At 70.9% G+C, this 16577-nt stretch carries 14 protein-coding genes; all 14 read right to left on the reverse strand.

Annotation, left to right across the window (positions count from 1 at the left end; translation table 11 throughout):
• Nucleotides 1–80: 80 nt before the first annotated feature.
• Nucleotides 81–1319: an apical growth/hyphal branching protein DivIVA gene (divIVA, locus tag HZS56_RS23850; protein WP_216722816.1), complete on the reverse strand. Its 1239-nt coding sequence runs from the start codon at nt 1317–1319 to the stop codon at nt 81–83.
• Nucleotides 1320–1375: 56 nt separating this feature from the next.
• Complete coding sequence (locus HZS56_RS23855) at nt 1376–1672, reverse strand: YggT family protein (RefSeq protein ID WP_216722817.1); 297 nt, start codon at nt 1670–1672, stop codon at nt 1376–1378.
• A gap of 80 nt (nt 1673–1752) precedes the next feature.
• Entirely contained in the window at nt 1753–2394 is a 642-nt protein-coding gene (locus HZS56_RS23860; protein WP_216722818.1) for a cell division protein SepF, read from the reverse strand.
• 128 nt (nt 2395–2522) lie between these two features.
• Nucleotides 2523–3242, reverse strand: coding sequence for a YggS family pyridoxal phosphate-dependent enzyme (locus tag HZS56_RS23865; protein ID WP_216722819.1), 720 nt, complete (start codon nt 3240–3242; stop codon nt 2523–2525).
• A 6-nt stretch (nt 3243–3248) separates the two neighbouring features.
• The gene (pgeF, locus tag HZS56_RS23870) at nt 3249–3977 is read right to left on the reverse strand and encodes a peptidoglycan editing factor PgeF (RefSeq protein ID WP_216722820.1); all 729 of its coding nucleotides are present in this window, start codon (nt 3975–3977) and stop codon (nt 3249–3251) included.
• Complete coding sequence (ftsZ, locus tag HZS56_RS23875; protein WP_216722821.1) at nt 3974–5179, reverse strand: cell division protein FtsZ; 1206 nt, start codon at nt 5177–5179, stop codon at nt 3974–3976. Before ftsZ ends, pgeF begins: the two co-directional genes overlap by 4 nt.
• A 287-nt stretch (nt 5180–5466) precedes the next feature.
• The gene (gene ftsQ / locus HZS56_RS23880) at nt 5467–6261 is read right to left on the reverse strand and encodes a cell division protein FtsQ (RefSeq protein WP_216722822.1); all 795 of its coding nucleotides are present in this window, start codon (nt 6259–6261) and stop codon (nt 5467–5469) included.
• A 25-nt stretch (nt 6262–6286) separates the two neighbouring features.
• The gene (murG, locus tag HZS56_RS23885; protein ID WP_216722823.1) at nt 6287–7381 is read right to left on the reverse strand and encodes an undecaprenyldiphospho-muramoylpentapeptide beta-N-acetylglucosaminyltransferase; all 1095 of its coding nucleotides are present in this window, start codon (nt 7379–7381) and stop codon (nt 6287–6289) included.
• Between the two features lie 6 nt (nt 7382–7387).
• Nucleotides 7388–8758 (reverse strand): putative lipid II flippase FtsW, encoded by a 1371-nt coding sequence (gene ftsW / locus HZS56_RS23890; RefSeq protein WP_216722824.1) that lies wholly within the window; start codon nt 8756–8758, stop codon nt 7388–7390.
• Between the two features lie 77 nt (nt 8759–8835).
• Nucleotides 8836–10284, reverse strand: a complete 1449-nt coding sequence (gene murD / locus HZS56_RS23895) for a UDP-N-acetylmuramoyl-L-alanine--D-glutamate ligase (protein ID WP_216722825.1) — start codon at nt 10282–10284, stop codon at nt 8836–8838.
• 8 nt (nt 10285–10292) lie between these two features.
• Nucleotides 10293–11390, reverse strand: a complete 1098-nt coding sequence (mraY, locus tag HZS56_RS23900) for a phospho-N-acetylmuramoyl-pentapeptide-transferase (RefSeq protein ID WP_216722830.1) — start codon at nt 11388–11390, stop codon at nt 10293–10295.
• Nucleotides 11390–12805, reverse strand: coding sequence for a UDP-N-acetylmuramoyl-tripeptide--D-alanyl-D-alanine ligase (locus HZS56_RS23905; protein WP_216722826.1), 1416 nt, complete (start codon nt 12803–12805; stop codon nt 11390–11392). Before HZS56_RS23905 ends, mraY begins: the two co-directional genes overlap by 1 nt.
• A gap of 73 nt (nt 12806–12878) precedes the next feature.
• Nucleotides 12879–14399: a UDP-N-acetylmuramoyl-L-alanyl-D-glutamate--2,6-diaminopimelate ligase gene (locus tag HZS56_RS23910; protein ID WP_216722827.1), complete on the reverse strand. Its 1521-nt coding sequence runs from the start codon at nt 14397–14399 to the stop codon at nt 12879–12881.
• Between the two features lie 283 nt (nt 14400–14682).
• Nucleotides 14683–16577: peptidoglycan D,D-transpeptidase FtsI family protein (locus tag HZS56_RS23915; protein ID WP_253914750.1), on the reverse strand; the 1895-nt coding region annotated here is incomplete at its 5' end.

Genomic DNA, 16577 nt, shown 5'->3' on the forward strand with positions numbered 1-16577 from the left:
ACAGCACAAGGGCGGGCCCCGGGTCAGAAACCCGGGGCCCGCCCTGAACGCTGCCGGCTCCTACGCCGTACTACCGTTCGTCAGTTGTCGTCCTCGTCGATCAGGAACCCGCGCATCGGCGAAGGCGCCTGCCCCATCGGCGACGGCCCCTGCGGCCGCACCGGTGCCATCGGCTGGGTCATCGCGGGCTGCATCTGCTGCTGCCCGCCGTAGGACGGACCGGACTGGCTCGGAGCGCCGCCCATCGACTGGTTGCCGCCGTAGGACGGGGCACTCGCGCCGGCCGGAGCCATCGAGGGCGCCGGGGACGGCGGCAGGGAGGCCGTCGCGGGCGTGCGCGGCGGAGCGAGCGAGTCGTCCGCCTGGGTCTCCAACTGGCGCAGCTGGGACTCCAGGTAGGACTTCAGCCGCGTGCGGTACTCGCGCTCGAAGCCGCGCAGGTCCTCGACCTTGCGCTCCAGCGTGGCGCGGGCCGACTCCAGCGAGCCCATCGCGACGCGGTGCTTCTCCTGCGCGTCCCGCTCCAGGGCGTCCGCCTTGGCACGGGCGTCCCGCTCCAGACCCTCGGCACGCGAACGCGCCTCGCCGACGATCTTGTTGGCCTCGGAACGGGCCTCGGCGATCGCCTGGTCGGCGGTCTGCTGGGCCAGCGAGAGGACACGGGCGGCGCTGTCGCCGCCGGGGCCGCCCTGACCGGGCATGCCGGGACCACCAGGCCCACCGGGACCACCAGGTCCACCGGGGCCGCCGGGACCCTGCGGGCCGCCCATGGGGCCGCCCATCGGACCGGGACCCATCTGGCCCTGCATCGGACCCGGGCCCTGGCCCATCGGCCCCGGACCCTGCCCCATCGGGCCGGGTCCCTGCGGACCGCCCTGTCCGCCGGGACCGGCGGGCAGCTGCGGGGCACCGCTCGGCAGCTGGGGCGGACCACCCATGGGGCCACCCATCTGCTGCTGCGGCGGGCCCGATATGCCGGCGGGCACCGGAGCGCCGGGACCTCGCATGCCCTGCTGCGGCATACCGCCCTGCTGCGGCGGGTGCCCCTGCTGGTGCGGCGGCTGGCCCTGCTGGTGGGGTGGCTGCCCCTGCTGATCCTGCGGCGGTTCCGGAGGCTTGCGCATGTTCTGCTGGTTCTGCGCGGCCGCGCGCGTCGCCGCGGCCAGCTTGGCCCGCAGGTCCTCGTTCTCGCGGAGCAGGCGGGTCAGTTCGGCTTCGACCTCGTCGAGGAAGGCATCGACCTCGTCCTCGTCATAGCCTTCTCGGAGGCGGACGGTCGTGAACTGCTTGTTCCGCACGTCCTCGGGGGTCAACGGCATCTCTTCACCTCAACGTTGTCGTCGGCATTCGGCAAGCCCGTATCTCTAGTCATCGCTCACAGCTGGCTCATCACGTTGTTCACGATCCAGATCAGGATGTAGACGATGATCATCAGTACGAAGAAGGACAGGTCGAGCGCCACGCCCCCGAGACGCAGCGGCGGGATGAACCGCCGCAGAAGCTTCAACGGTGGATCGGTGACAGTGTAGGTGGCCTCCAGAACGACCACCATCGCCTTGCCGGGTTGCCACGAGCGGGCGAACTGGAACACGTAGTCCATGACCAACCGGAAGATGAGCACGATGAGGAAACACATCAGCGCGATGTAGACGACATCCAGGACCACGCTCATGCCTGTGCTTCCCTCTCCCCTGAACCATCTCTCAGACCCTCCCTCGGGCCCGGGTTCTTGCCCTGTACCGGTTGTGCGTCTCAGCTCTGGTTGAAGAACCCGCCCTCTGCGATACGGGCCTTGTCCTCCGCCGTGACATCGACGTTAGCAGGAGACAGCAGGAACACCTTCTGCGTCACCCGCTCGATACTGCCGTGAAGACCAAACACCAAACCGGCGGCAAAGTCGACAAGTCGCTTCGCATCTGTGTCATCCATCTCAGTCAGATTCATGATCACCGGCGTGCCCTCACGGAAGTGTTCCCCGATGGTACGGGCCTCGTTGTAGGTCCGGGGGTGAAGTGTGGTGATCCGGTAGGGCTCTCGTTCGGACACGACCTTGGGCATGATGACCGGTGCGCTCTTTTCCAGGCTTGCGCGTTCTTGTGTGATGGACGCCACGGGCGCGATGCGCGCCGGACGACCCGATTCCGCCGCGAGCGAAGCGGAACGGGACACCGGCTCGCGCTGTGCGGGCGGTGGCACGACTCGTACCTCTTCGTCCCTTTGGGGCTGATGTGAACCGTGCGACTGGTGCGCCGGTTCGTGGCGCCGATGGTCCCGCTCGGGCTCCGGGTCCAGTTCGGGTTCGAAGTCGTCGTCGGGGTCGAACCCCCGGCCGTCGTACCCATCGTCCTCCACGAGGCCGAGGTAGACCGCCATCTTGCGCATCGCGCCGGCCATGCTCTGAGTCCTCCGCTCTGTGGTGGATCTGCCGACGACTCCAAGTGCCTGCGATCCACGAGGTCGTTGCGTCCGCCTTTCGGCGGTAATGACCATATTTTCTGCTGTGGTCCGACTTCTTGGCGACGTTACCCGAGCCTGGGGCGGACTCCGAGTACCGCGGTACCGACGCGTACATGTGTCGCTCCGGCGGCCACGGCCTGTTCGAGGTCCGCACTCATGCCTGCGGAGACCATGTTCGCAGCCGGATGGGTTCGGCGCACGCGGGTCGCCACATCCACGAGGTACTCGAACGCCTCCTGTTGACGCCCCGCGAACTCGCCGGTGAGCGGGGCCACGGTCATCAGTCCGTCCAGACGCAGCCCGTCCGATCCGGCGACGAGGTCGGCCAACTCTTCGATTCCGGCAGGCGGGACGCCGCCGCGCTCCCCGCGTGCGCCCTCCCTCGCGTCGAGCGCGACCTGCACCAGGCAGCCCACCTCGCGTCCGGCCCGCACCGCTTCCCTCGACAGCGCCGTGACGAGCCTGGCCCGGTCGACAGACTGCACGACATCCGCGTAACCGACCACCGAACGAACCTTGTTGGTCTGCAACTGGCCGACGAAATGCCATGAAAGCGACAGGTCCGAACATGCGGCGGCCTTCGGAGCGGCGTCCTGGTCGCGGTTCTCGGCGACGTGCCGCACTCCCAGTTCCGAGAGAATGCGCACATCGTCGGCGGGGTAGGTCTTGGTGACCACGATGAGGGTCACGTCCTCGCGCGGCCGGCCGGCCGCCGCACACGCAGCGGTGATGCGTTCTTCCACTTTCGCCAGGTTCGCGGCGAGTTCGTGCTTACGGTCCGTCATGCCCCATCAGTCCAGCCACACATAGCCCGCGAGCCGCCCGGTGGTGCGGTCGCGCCGGTACGAGAAGTGGTCCTGCGACTCCCGGGTGCACACCGGCGACTGCGCCCGCTCGCGCACGCCGAGGTCCTCGAGCTGGGCGTGCACGCCGGCGCTCACGTCGAGGGCCGGCGTGCCCCAACTGGTCTCGGCGTGCGCCGCCGGTACGACCGCGGAGACGTCCGCGCGCATCGCCTCGGGCACCTCGTAGCACCGTCCGCACACGGCGGGACCGGTGCGGGCGACGATCCGGGCTGGGTCCGCGCCCAGTCCGGTCATGGCCCGTACGGCGGCGGGGACGACCCCGGCGACCAGGCCGGGCCGGCCCGCGTGGGCCGCGGCGGCCACGCCGGCGACGGGGTCGGCGAGCAGGACGGGCACGCAGTCCGCGGTGAGGACGGCGAGGGCGAGTCCGCGTTCGGCGGTGACGACGGCGTCGACCCGCGGAACCGGACGGTCGCCCCAGGGCGCGTCGACCACGACGGCGTCGGCCCCGTGCACCTGGTTCATCCAGACCACCCGGGCCGGGTCGACGCCCAGCGACTTGGCCGCCAGCTCCCGGTTGGCCGTGACGGCCGCGGGGTCGTCGCCGACCGCGCCGCCGAGGTTGAGCTCCTCGTACGGAACGGCGCTCACTCCGCCCCACCGGTCGGTGAAGCCGAAGTGCGCGCCGTTCACGGTGTCGCGCCGTCCTATCACTTCAGGAAGTCCGGCACGTCCAGTTCCTCGGCCGCGCTGTCCGAGTAGGTCCGCGACGGCGGGACCGGCGGCGGGGAGACCGGCGGCAGGTCGGCGACCGGCTCGGGCGCGGGCGCCTGCTCCGGGTCCTCCTTCGGCTTGACGCTGCCGAGCGGGCCGAAGGACGGCCGGCTCTCGGCCGACGGCCGGGCCGGGGTGGCCTCCTCGCGCTTGGCCGAGGAGGAGCCGAGGACGTTGTCCCGCTTGGACGGCGGCTGGCCCCCGTCGAAGCCGGCCGCGATCACGGTGACCCGCACCTCGTCGCCGAGGGCGTCGTCGATGACCGCACCGAAGATGATGTTGGCCTCGGGGTGGGCGGCCTCGCTGACCAGTTGGGCGGCCTCGTTGATCTCGAACAGGCCGAGGTCGCTGCCGCCGGAGATGGAGAGCAGGACCCCGCGGGCGCCGTCGATGGACGCCTCGAGCAGCGGGGAGGAGATCGCCATCTCGGCCGCGGCCACCGCGCGGTCGTCGCCGCGGGCCGAGCCGATGCCCATGAGGGCCGAACCGGCCTCGGACATGACCGACTTGACGTCGGCGAAGTCCAGGTTGATCAGGCCGGGCGTGGTGATGAGGTCGGTGATGCCCTGCACACCGGAGAGCAGTACCTGGTCGGCGGACTTGAACGCGTCGAGCACGCTGACCTGGCGGTCCGAGATGGACAGGAGCCGGTCGTTGGGGATGACGATGAGGGTGTCGACCTCTTCGCGGAGTTCCGCGATGCCGTCCTCGGCCTGGTTGGCCCGGCGCCGCCCCTCGAAGGTGAACGGGCGGGTGACCACGCCGATGGTGAGGGCGCCCAGCGAACGGGCGATGTTGGCCACGACGGGCGCGCCGCCGGTGCCGGTGCCGCCGCCTTCACCGGCTGTCACGAAGACCATGTCGGCCCCCTTGAGGACCTCCTCGATCTCCTCGCGGTGGTCCTCGGCGGCCTTGCGGCCGACGGCCGGGTTGGCTCCGGCGCCGAGTCCGCGGGTGAGTTCGCGGCCGACGTCGAGCTTGACGTCGGCGTCGCTCATCAACAGTGCCTGTGCATCGGTGTTGATGGCGATGAACTCGACGCCCTTGAGACCGACCTCGATCATCCGGTTGATGGCATTGACACCACCGCCGCCGACACCGATGACTTTGATGACTGCGAGGTAGTTCTGCGGTGCTGCCACGTCGAAGGCCTCTCGCCTCGAGTTACGTGTCGCCGGCCGCCGAAGCACTGATGCCCCCGCGACCCGACGACTGATGCCGATTGGGACGGTCCGTAGTGCCGACCCGAACCCTAACGCTGAAGTTTAGGGTTACCAGTGTGTCTGTTCCTTGGACTCTTCCGAACAGGACACTAAGTCGACAAGTGGCGCACGTTCAACGAACACGCCGAACCTCCCGTTTTTCTTTTCACCCTATGTGATCAGCCGTAGCGCTGCCCAGTCAGGGTGCTGGCCTGCACAGATGCCCGTCAACTCTCCGATGACGCGGGGGCGGTGGGAACACTCACATCGAAGTGCCCGGCCTTCGGAGTCGCTTTCATCAGCGCGGTGAGTGTGCGCGCCTTGCGCACGCCCTGTTCACCACTCCCCCACGCGACGGTCCGGCCGCCGGTCAACTCCAGTGAGATGTCGTCGTAGGAACGGACCTTGACGAGCCGTGTGTCCCGGGCGACCGCGGCCGGGAGCCGGCCGGCCACCCGTACCGCCTCGCGCACCAGACGGGCCTCGTCGAAGCGGCGCAGGCTCGCCGCGGCGGAGCCGGAGGGGGCGGGTTCCAATTCCAGGGTGGGCACGCCTTTCGGCGCCTTGGAAACCGTGGCGAACCGGACGCCTTCGTCGTCCACTTCCACGAACTTTCCGCCCTTTTGCACAAGGAGAACCGGCGTGCGTTCCGTCACTTCGAGGCTGATTCCGTGCGGCCAGGAACGCTCTACGGAGACCTCGCCGATGCGGGGCAGTTTCCGGCGCAGCCGTTCCTCGACGGCGCCGGTGTCCACGGACACCAGCGGCTCTCCGACCGGGACGTCGGCGGCCTCGCGCACCTGCGCGGGCGTCAGAACGCGGGTCCCGGAGACCGACACGCCCTCCACGCGCGTCCAGTTCGACCCGTAGAGCAGCCAGCCGGCGCCGCCCGCGAGAACCACGAGGGCGACCGCGATGATGATGATCGTACGAAGTCGGGGCGGGCGGAACCGGCGTGTGCTCGGCGGGCCGGACGACTCCTGCTGGCGTGCACCGCGCTCGGCGGTGGTCGGTCCGGCCACGCTCCCTGCCTTCCGTCAGACGTGTCTAGCGGTGCGCACGGGCGGCGATCGCCTCGTACACCATGCCGACGAGGAGGTCGTCGGCGTCCCGGCGGCCGAACTCGGCGGCGGCCCGGGACATCTCGTACAGCCGGTGCGGGTCGGCGAGCACGGGCAGGACGTTCTGCTGCAGCCACTCGGGCGTGAGTTCCGCGTCGTCGACCAGCAGCCCGCCGCCGGCCTTGACCACCGGCTGGGCGTTGAGCCGCTGTTCGCCGTTGCCGATGGGCAGCGGGACGTAGGCGGCCGGGAGCCCGACGGCGGAGAGTTCGGCGACGGTCATCGCACCCGCGCGGCAGAGCATCATGTCGGCCGCCGCGTACGCGAGGTCCATCCGGTCCAGATAACTTACCGGGATGTACGGGGGCATCCCCGGCATCTGGTGGACCTGCGGCAGTTCGTTCTTGGGGCCGACCGCGTGCAGGATCTGGATGCCGGCCTGCTGCAGCCAGGGCGCGACCTGCTGGATCACCTCGTTGAGGCGGCGGGCGCCCTGCGAGCCGCCGGTGACGAGGAGCGTGGGCAGGTTGGGGTCGAGCCCGAACATGGCGCGGGCCTCGGGGCGGGCGGCGGCGCGGTCGAGGGTCGCGATGGAGCGGCGCAGCGGGATGCCGATGTAGCGGGAGTCGCGCAGCTTGCTGTCGGGAGTGGAGACGGCCACCTGCGCCGCGTAGCGCGAGCCGATCTTGTTGGCCAGGCCGGGGCGGGCGTTGGCCTCGTGGACGACGATCGGCACGCCGAGCCGCTTGGCCGCGAGGTAGCCGGGCAGTGCGACGTAGCCGCCGAAGCCGACCACGGCGTCCGCCTTGGTGCGTTCCAGGACCTGCTCGGTCGCCTTGATGGTGCCCCGCAGCCGGCCCGGCACGGTGATCAGCTCGGGGGTGGGCTTGCGCGGCAGCGGCACGGCCGGGATGAGCGCCAGCTCGTAGCCGCGCTCGGGCACCAGGCGGGTCTCCAGGCCGCGTTCCGTGCCCAGGGCCGTGATCCCCACGGTGGGATCCTGCCTGCGCAGGGCGTCCGCGAGGGCGAGCGCGGGCTCGATGTGGCCCGCGGTTCCTCCGCCGGCGAGTACGACATGCACCGAAATTCACCGCTCTCCGGACGAGCGCGCCGCAGAGGCACGCCGTCGCATCGTGTTCCAACTCCGGGGATTCCGCTTGCCCGCGGGACCCCTGGCCCCCCGCTTTCTACCAAAGCGAGGTTGCCGCAACGCAAGCGCCGCCCGCGCACCGGGTTCGTCACGCGCGAAGGCGATCAGCAGACCGATGGCGAACATGGTCGGCAACAGGGCGGAACCGCCGTAGGAGAACAGCGGGAGCGGGACCCCGGCGATCGGCAGCAGCCCGAGGACCGCACCGATGTTGATCACGGCCTGGGCCGTGATCCAGGTGGTCACGCCTCCCGCGGCATACCTCACGAACGGGTCCTCCGTGCGTCCGGCCACGCGGATACCCGCATAGCCTAGAGCCGCGAAGAGGGCGAGCACCGACAGTGTGCCCGCCAGGCCCAGTTCCTCACCGGTGACGGCGAAAATGAAGTCGGTGTGCGCTTCTGGGAGTTGGCCCCATTTCTCCACACTGGCGCCGAGCCCGGAACCGAACAGTCCGCCCGAGGCGAGGGCGTAGATGCCGTGCACGGCCTGCCAGCAGGAGTCGCCGGGGCCGGGATCGGTGGCGCCGAGGCAGTTCAGCCGGGCCATGCGGTTCTCGCTGGTCTTGATGAGGATGAAGCCGAGCAGCAGGGCGATCGACAGCACGCCCGCGAACATCCGGGTGGGCGCCCCGGCCAGCCACAGCAGGCCGAACAGGATCGCCGTCAGGATGATCGCGGTGCCCATGTCGCCGCCGATCATGATCAGACCGAGCAGCATGAACGCGGCGGGCACCAGGGGGACCAGCATGTGCTTCCACTGCGCGAGCAGCTTCTTGTCCTGCTTGCGTGCCAGCAGGTCGGCGCCCCACAGCACCAGGGCCAGCTTGCCGAACTCGCTGGGCTGGATCTGGAAGGAGCCGCCCAGCGCGATCCAGTTCTGGTTGCCGTTGACCGCGACTCCTATCCCCGGCACCTGGACCAGGACCATCAGGAAGACGGCGCCCGCGAGGATCGGGTAGGCCAGCGCGCGGTGCAGCTTGACCGGCATCCGCATGGCGACGACGAGGAGTGCGGCGCCGATCAGCGCGGCCAGGGCCTGCTTGCGGAAGAAGTACGAGCCGGACAGCGACAGCTGGAGCGCGGTGATCTGGGAGGCCGAGTAGACCATCACCAGGCCGAGCACGGTGATCAGCGCGCTGCCGCCGCAGATCAGGTAGTACGCCGTCAGCGGCCGGTCCCAGGCGCGGCGCAGCCGCCGGTAGAGGCGCAGCAGCGCGTTCTCCTGCTGCGGTCCGGGTGCGGCGGGGCGCCGGACGGCCCGCTGCACGGGCGGACGGCCGGTACGGCTCTGCGGACTACCGGGCATCGCTGCCCCCGATGCACGTCGGCACGGACCGTCCCACGCGTCCTCCCCGAGGTCGCCCGGCGCAGGAGGCGGCCGGGTCAGGCGCCGAGTTCGCGAACGGCCTCCGCGAACGCGTCGCCGCGCTTGTTGTAGTTGGTGAACATGTCCATGGAGGCACAGGCCGGGGCCAGCAGGACCGTGTCACCGGGCTCGGCGAGCCGCCGGGCCTCCTGGACGGCCTGGAGCATCGCTCCAGTGTCGGTCCGGTCGAGGTCGACCACGGGTACTTCCGGGGCGTGTCGCGACAGGGCTTCGCGGATCAGGGCGCGGTCGGCGCCGATGAGGACGGCGCCGCGCAGCCGCTTCGCCGCGCCCGCGACCAGGTCGTCGAAGGTCGCTCCCTTGGCGAGCCCGCCGGCGATCCAGACGATCGACTCGTACGCCGCCAAGGAGGCCTCGGTGGCGTGGGTGTTGGTGGCCTTGGAGTCGTCCACGTACGCGACCCCGTCCACGTCGGCGACGTGCGCGATGCGGTGGGCGTCCGGGGTGAAGGCCCGCAGTCCGTCGCGTACGGCGGAGGCGGGGACGCCGTGGGCGCGGGCGAGGGCGGCGGCGGCAAGGGCGTTGGCGATGTTGTGCGGGGCCGGCGGGTTGACGTCGGAGACCTCGGCCAGCTCCTGGGCGTTCTTGTGGCGGTCCTCGACGAAGGCGCGGTCGACCAGCAGGCCCTCCACGACGCCGAGTTGGGAGGGGGCCGGGGTGCCCAGGGTGAAGCCGACCGCCCGGCAGCCCTCCTCGACGTCGGCGGCGCGGACCAGGTCCTCGGTCGACGGCTTGTCGGTGGCGTCCGCGTTGTAGACGCAGGCGACCCGGTTGCCCTCGTAGATGCGGCCCTTGTCGGCGGCGTAGGCCTCCATGGAGCCGTGCCAGTCGAGGTGGTCCGGGGCCAGGTTGAGCACGGCGGCGGAGTCGGCGCGCAGGGAGGGCGCCCAGTGGAGCTGGTAGCTGGACAGCTCCACGGCGAGGACGTCGTACTCGGTGTCGCCGGTGACCGCGTCCAGGAGGGAGACGCCGATGTTGCCGACGGCGGCGGTGCGCAGACCGGCCGCCTTCAGGATCGAGGCGAGCATCCGGACGGTGGTGGTCTTGCCGTTGGTGCCGGTGACCGCCAGCCAGGGCGCCGGCTTCCGGCCGTCCAGGCCGCGCAGCCGCCAGGCGAGTTCGACGTCGCCCCAGACGGGGACACCGGCCTGCCCGGCCGCCGTGAACAGGGGCTTGGTGGGCTTCCAGCCGGGTGCGGTGACGATCAGCTCGGTGCCTTCGGGCAGGCCCGCGGCGGAGCCGCTGTCGGATGCTGTGCCGTCGCCGAGCCGGACGGTGACGCCGAGCGCCTCCAGCTCGGCCGCCTGCGCCCGCGCCCGCTCGTCGGCGCCGTCGTTGACGACGGTGACGTGCGCGCCGAGCCCGTGCAGCACCTTGGCCGCCGGGACGCCGGAGACGCCGAGTCCGGCGACGGTGACGTGCTTGCCGCTGAATTCCGAAGGCACCGAGGAGGTCACTTGTCCGCTGCCCATCCCGCGTAGAAGAGGCCGAGTCCGACGATCACGCAGATGCCCTGGATGATCCAGAAGCGGACCACGACAAGGACCTCGGACCAGCCTTTGAGTTCGAAGTGGTGCTGGAGTGGCGCCATCCGGAAGACCCGCTTCCCGGTGAGGCGGAAGGAGCCGACCTGGATGACCACGGACATGGTGATCAGGACGAACAGGCCGCCGAGGATGGCCATCAGCAGTTCGGTGCGCGAGCAGATCGCCAGACCCGCGAGCACACCGCCGAGCGCGAGCGAACCGGTGTCGCCCATGAAGATCTTGGCCGGCGAGGTGTTCCACCACAGGAAGCCGAGGCAGGCGCCCATCAGCGCGGACGCGACCACCGCGAGGTCCAGGGGGTCCCTCACCTCGTAGCAGGCACCGGGGTTGGTCAGGGTCTGCGCGTTGGCGCAGGACTCCTGGAACTGCCAGACCCCGATGAAGGTGTAGGCGCCGAAGACCAGGACGGAGGCGCCGGTGGCGAGTCCGTCCAGGCCGTCGGTCAGGTTCACGCCGTTGGACATGGCGAGGATCATGAACAGCGCCCAGATGACGAACAGCACCGGTCCGATGGTCCAGCCGAAGTCGGTGATGAACGACAGCTTGGTGGAGGCCGGGGTGTTGCCGCGGTTGTCGGCGAACTGCAGCGCGAGGACCGCGAAGGCGATGCCGACGATGAGCTGGCCGGCCATCTTCGCCTTGGCCCGCAGACCCAGCGAACGCCGTTTGACGATCTTGATGTAGTCGTCCAGGAAGCCGACGAGGCCCATGCCGACCATCAGGCCGAGCACCAGCAGACCCGAGAAGGTCGGCCCCGCGTCGACGTCGGGGTCGGGTTCCAGGTAGCTGGTGATGACCTTGGCGAGGAAGTAGGCGGCGACCGTCGCGAGGATGAAGGCGATGCCGCCCATGGTCGGCGTACCGCGCTTGCTGGCGTGCTCGCGCGGGCCGTCGTCGCGGATGTACTGACCGTAGCCCTTGCGGGCCAGCAGCTTGATCAGCAGCGGCGTGCCGACCAGCGTCAGGAAGAGGCCAATGACTCCTGCGAACAGGATCTGCTTCATCATCGGGCGGCAACCTCACCCTCGGTGCCGGTCTCGAGCAGCGCCGTCGCGACACCCTCCAGACCCACCGACCGGGACGCCTTCACGAGCACGACGTCCCCCGGGCGCAACTCGCTGCGCAACAGGTCGACCGCCGCCTGTGCGTCGGACACGTGCACCGACTCCTCACCCCACGAACCCTCGTTATATGCGCCCAGTTGCAGCCATTGGGCTTCCCTGCCCCCGACCGCGACGAGCTTGCTGACGTTGAGCCGGACGGCGAGCCGTCCGACCGCGTCGTGCTCGGCGAGCGCCTCGTCCCCGAGCTCGGCCATCTTGCCGAGCACCGCCCACGTACGACGCCCCTTTCCGATGGCCACGAGCGCGCGCAGCGCGGCCTTCATGGACTCGGGGTTCGCGTTGTAGGCGTCGTTGACGACCGTCACGCCGTCCGGGCGCTCAGTGACCTCCATGCGCCACCGGGAGAGGGAGCCCGCTTCGGAGAGCGCGGTGGCGATCTCGTTCGCGGACATGCCCAACTCGTGGGCGACGGCGGCCGCGGCGAGCGCGTTCGACACGTGGTGCTCACCGTACAGGCGCATGGTCACATCGCTTGCACCGGAGGGTGTGTGAAGGCTGAAGGAAGGCTGTCCGCTGTCCGTGAGTCGCACGTTCTCGGCCCGAACGTCCGCTTCGCCGGACTCTCCGAAAAGGAGCACCTTCGCCTTCGTTCGGGAGGCCATGGCCCGTACGAGGGGGTCGTCCGCGTTGAGGATCGCGGTGCCCCCCTCCGCGGCCGGCGGCAGCGCCTCGACGAGTTCGCCCTTGGCCTGCGCGATCTGCTCCCGGCCGCCGAACTCGCCGATGTGCGCGGAGCCGACGTTGAGGACGAGGCCGATCCTCGGCGGGGTCAGCTCGCAGAGGTAGCGGATGTGCCCGATGCCACGGGCGCCCATCTCCAGGACCAGGAACCGCGTCTCCTCGGTGGCGGTGAGCGCGGTGAGCGGCAGCCCGATCTCGTTGTTGAGGGAGCCCGGCGTGAACACCGTGGGCGCCTTGCGGCGCAGGACCTGGGCGATCAGGTCCTTGGTGCTGGTCTTGCCGGCCGACCCGGTGAGGGCCACCAGGGTGGTGCCCAGGCGCCGTACGACGTGCCGGGCGAGCGCGCCGAGGGCCGCCTGGACGTCGTCCACGACGATCGCGGGCACGCCGACGGGGCGGGAGCCGAGCACGGCGACCGCGCCCGCCCCGACGACCGCCGGGGCGAAGTCGTGGCCGTCCACCCGCTCGCCGACGAAGGCGACGAAGAGGCTGCCCGGCCCCGCTTCCCGCGAGTCCCGGACGACGGGCCCGGTGACCTGCGCGGACGCGTCCGGTATGTCGTGCATCTGCCCGCCGACGACATCTGCGATCTCGGCGAGAGAGAGAGTGATCACAAGTTCGTCCCCTGGATCATCTGGGTTGTCTGAGCCATCTGGATCATCTGGATCGTCTGGGTGGTGCGGTGGGTCAGTCCTTCGACTTCCGGATGGCTTCGCGCAGCACCTCGCGGTCGTCGAAGGGGCGCACCACCCCGGCGATGTCCTGTCCCTGCTCGTGGCCCTTGCCCGCCACCACCACGGTGTCCCCGGGCTCGGCCCGGGCGACGGCGGCGGCGATCGCGGCGGCCCGGTCCTCGAAGACCTGCACCTCGCCGCGCTCGTGCGCGGGCACGGAGGCCGCGCCCTGCAGCATGACGGCGAGGATCGCGAGCGGGTCCTCGGAGCGGGGGTTGTCGGAGGTCAGTACGGCGGTGTCGGCGAAACGGGCGACGGCCGCGCCCATCGGCCCGCGCTTGGTGGTGTCCCGGTCGCCGCCGCAGCCGAGCACGGCGTGCAGCCTGCCCTCGGTCACCTTGCGCAGGGCCCGCAGCACCGACTCGACCGCGTCGGTCTTGTGGGCGTAGTCGACCACCGCGAAGTAGGGCTGGCCCTCGTCCACGCGCTCCAGGCGGCCCGGTACGCCGGGGACGGCGGCGATGCCGTCGGCGGCGGTCTGCGGGTCGAGCCCGGCGGCGGCGAGCGAGACGATCGCGGCGAGGGTGTTCGCCACGTTGAACGGCCCGGCCAGCGGCGACTTGGCGGAGATCCGCTCGTCCTTGGGGCCGAGGACGGTGAACGTCGAGTCCAGCGGGCCGACCTCGACCTCGTCCGCGCGCCAGTCGGCGTCCGGGTGGCCCTCGGCGGAGTAGGTGACGACCGGGACGGTGGCCTCCTTGGCGAGGCGGCGCCCGTACTCGTCGTCGATGTTGACCACGCCGAGCCTGCTGCGCCGGGGCGTGAAGAGCTGCGCCTTGGCCTGGAAGTAGTCCTCCATGCCGGAGTGGAACTCCATGTGCTCCGGGCTGAGGTTGGTGAAGACCGCGACGTCGAAGACGCAGGCGTCGACCCGGCCGAGCACCAGGGCGTGACTGGACACCTCCATGGCGACCGCCTCGGTGCCGCGCTCGCGCATCACCGCGAAGAGCGCCTGGAGGTCGGTGGCCTCGGGCGTGGTCCGCTCCGACTTGATGCGCTCGTCGCCGATGCGCATCTCGACCGTGCCGATCAGCCCGGTGGACTTCTCCGTGCGCAGACCGCCCTCGACGAGGTAGGCGGTGGTGGTCTTGCCGGAGGTGCCGGTGATGCCGATCTGGAGCAGGTCGCGGCCGGGGTGGCCGTAGATCGTGGCCGCCAGCTCGCCCATCCGCGCGCGCGGGTCGTCGACGACGAGGGCCGGCAGTCCGGCGGCGGCGACGCGCTCCGCGCCGGCCGGGTCGGTCAGCGCGGCGGCGGCACCGAGGCCCGCGGCCTGGGTGACGAAGTCGGCGCCGTGGGCGCGGGCTCCGGGAAGGGCGGCGTACAGGTCACCGGGGCGGACGGCGCGCGAGTCATGGGTGATGCCCGTGACCCCGGCCTCGTCGTCCGGCGCGGCGACACCCAGCTGATCGGCGAGTTCCGCGAGGGGTGTGGCGGAGATCCGCACCGGCCGGGGCGGTCCCGGGTAGGTCACGGGGTGGCCCTTCTGGGTGGTTTGGGACTGATCAGGGTGTGGCACGGCGGTGAGCGTACCGGCAGTACCGGCCTCCGGGCGAAGTGAGGCCCGGGGGTTGCTGTGGTTCCCGGGGTCGGGGGTGATCGTTGTCACGGGTGGTTCCTGGTGGCTCGGTACTGGATCGGGGCTGGCCCGGTGGGGCCGGGTCCGGGCTGGCTGCTCGGCGGGAGGTCTGCGCGGTGCGGGGGGCTGATCGGTGCAAGGGGCTGATCGGTGCGGGGCGGGGGCTGCCCGGTGCGGGTCAGGGTGTGAAGGTGACCGGCAGGTTCGCCGGGGCGGCCCCGGTCGGGGGGACCTGGAGGGTCTTCAGGGCGAACTCCATGACCTGTTTGTAGATGGGTCCGCAGATCTGGCCGCCGAAGTAGCTGCCCTCGGTGGCGTTCTGGATGGCGCAGTAGACGGTGACACGGGGCTTGTCGGCGGGGGCGAAGCCGGCGAACGACGAGGTGTAGCCGTGGTATTTGCCGGTGGCCGGATCCACCCGGTTGGCCGTGCCCGTCTTGCCCGCGACCCGGTAGCCCGGGATGCGGGCCTTGGTGCCGGTGCCCTCCTCGTCGTCCACGACGGACTCCAGCATCCGCGAGAGGGTCTTCGCCGTCTTCTCGCTGACCACGCGCGTCTTCTCGGGTTCCGGCGCGGGTGTGAAGCCGCCGTCGTCGTCCTTGGTGCCGCGTACGAGCGTGGGTTCGACGCGTACGCCGCCGTTGGCGATGGTCGAGTACACGGAGGCCGCCTGGAGCGCGTTCACGGAGACGCCCTGGCCGAAAGGGATCGTGTACTGCTGCGAGGTGGACCACTGGCCGGGCGGCGCGAGGATGCCCTTGGTCTCGCCGGGGAAACCGAGGCCGCTGTAGCCGCCGAGGCCGAACTTGCGCAGGTAGGAGTGGAGCACCCGGTTGGCCTCCGCCTGGGTCTTGCCCAGCTCGCCGGTGGCCATGATGGTGCCGATGTTGCTGGACTTGGCGAGCACGCCGTTGAGCGTGAGGTACCAGGTCGGGTGGTCGATGTCGTCCTTGAACAGCCGGTCGCCGCGCTTGAGCCGGTTGGGGACGGTGATGTGGGTGCCCGGGGTGGCGGCGTTCTCCTCCAGGACGGCCGCCATCGACATCACCTTGGCGGTGGAGCCGGGCTCGAAGGCGTCCTGGAGGGCCGCGTTGCCCAGTGCGTCGGGGTCGGCGTGGGCGAGGTCGCCCGGGTCGAAGCCCGGCGAGTTGGCCATGGCGAGGATCTCACCGGTGGCGGTGTCCTGGACGATGACGTAACCGCCGTCCGCCTTGGACTTCTCCACCTGCTCGCTGATGGCGTTCTGCGCGGCCCACTGGATGTCGCGGTCGATGGTCAGCTCGATGTCGCTGCCGGGCACGGCGGGCGTCTCGGTGGAGCCCGCGGTGGGCACCTGGCGGCCGCCGGCCTGCGCGTAGCGGATCTTGCCGTCCTCGCCGGCCAGCGTCTTGTTCAGCTGCCGCTCCAGACCGCCGCCGCCCTTGCCGTCGGCGCCGACCCAGCCGAGGATGCCCGCGGCGAGGTCGCCGCCCGGGTAGACCCGCTTGCTGCTGGGGTCGGCGAAGACGCCGGCGAGGACGTTGACCACGGTCTTGTCCGTCTCCGCCTTGGTGGTGAGCGCGGTCTTCAGGTCCTTGATCTGGTTCCAGACCTGCGGAGTCCGGCTGCGGGCGAGGCGGACGTAGCGCAGTTCCTTGTTGTCGGGGCGGAGCCGGTCGGCCAGGTCCTCCTGGTCCTGTCCGAGGATGGGCGCGAGGAGTGCCGCCGCCTGCTCGGGCCCGTCGCCGACCTTGAGCTGCTCGCGGGTGAACATCGTGGGGTCGGCGGTGATGTCGTAGGAGTCCACCGTGGTCGCGAGGGCGACGCCGTTGCGGTCGGTGATCCCGCCGCGCTCGGCGGGCAGGGTGTGGACGACGTAGCGGTTCTGCTCGGCCTTGGCGGAGTACGTGCCGGCGTCGACGGCCTGCACCTGGAGCAGCCGTACGACGAAGGCGGCCAGCACCAGGGTCAGCGCGAGGCCGACCATGCGCAGGCGCGGCCGGGGGCTGCCCAGCCGGATGGTGCGGGGTGCGCCCGGACGGGGCGGGCCGGGGCGGCGGGCCGGCCGCGCGCCGGGGCCGGGCGGGCGGCGGG

Origin of the sequence: Streptomyces mayonensis (assembly GCF_018982965.1) — a bacterium.
Classification (GTDB): domain Bacteria; phylum Actinomycetota; class Actinomycetes; order Streptomycetales; family Streptomycetaceae; genus Streptomyces; species Streptomyces mayonensis.

Coding starts and splice junctions, on each gene's coding strand:
- divIVA (WP_216722816.1), bottom strand. CDS start 1,319: ATGCCGTTGACCCCCGAGGACGTGCGGAACAAGCAGTTCACGACCGTC.
- HZS56_RS23855 (WP_216722817.1), bottom strand. CDS start 1,672: ATGAGCGTGGTCCTGGATGTCGTCTACATCGCGCTGATGTGTTTCCTC.
- HZS56_RS23860 (WP_216722818.1), bottom strand. CDS start 2,394: ATGGCCGGCGCGATGCGCAAGATGGCGGTCTACCTCGGCCTCGTGGAG.
- HZS56_RS23865 (WP_216722819.1), bottom strand. CDS start 3,242: ATGACGGACCGTAAGCACGAACTCGCCGCGAACCTGGCGAAAGTGGAA.
- ftsW (WP_216722824.1), bottom strand. CDS start 8,758: ATGCCCGGTAGTCCGCAGAGCCGTACCGGCCGTCCGCCCGTGCAGCGG.
- mraY (WP_216722830.1), bottom strand. CDS start 11,390: ATGAAGCAGATCCTGTTCGCAGGAGTCATTGGCCTCTTCCTGACGCTG.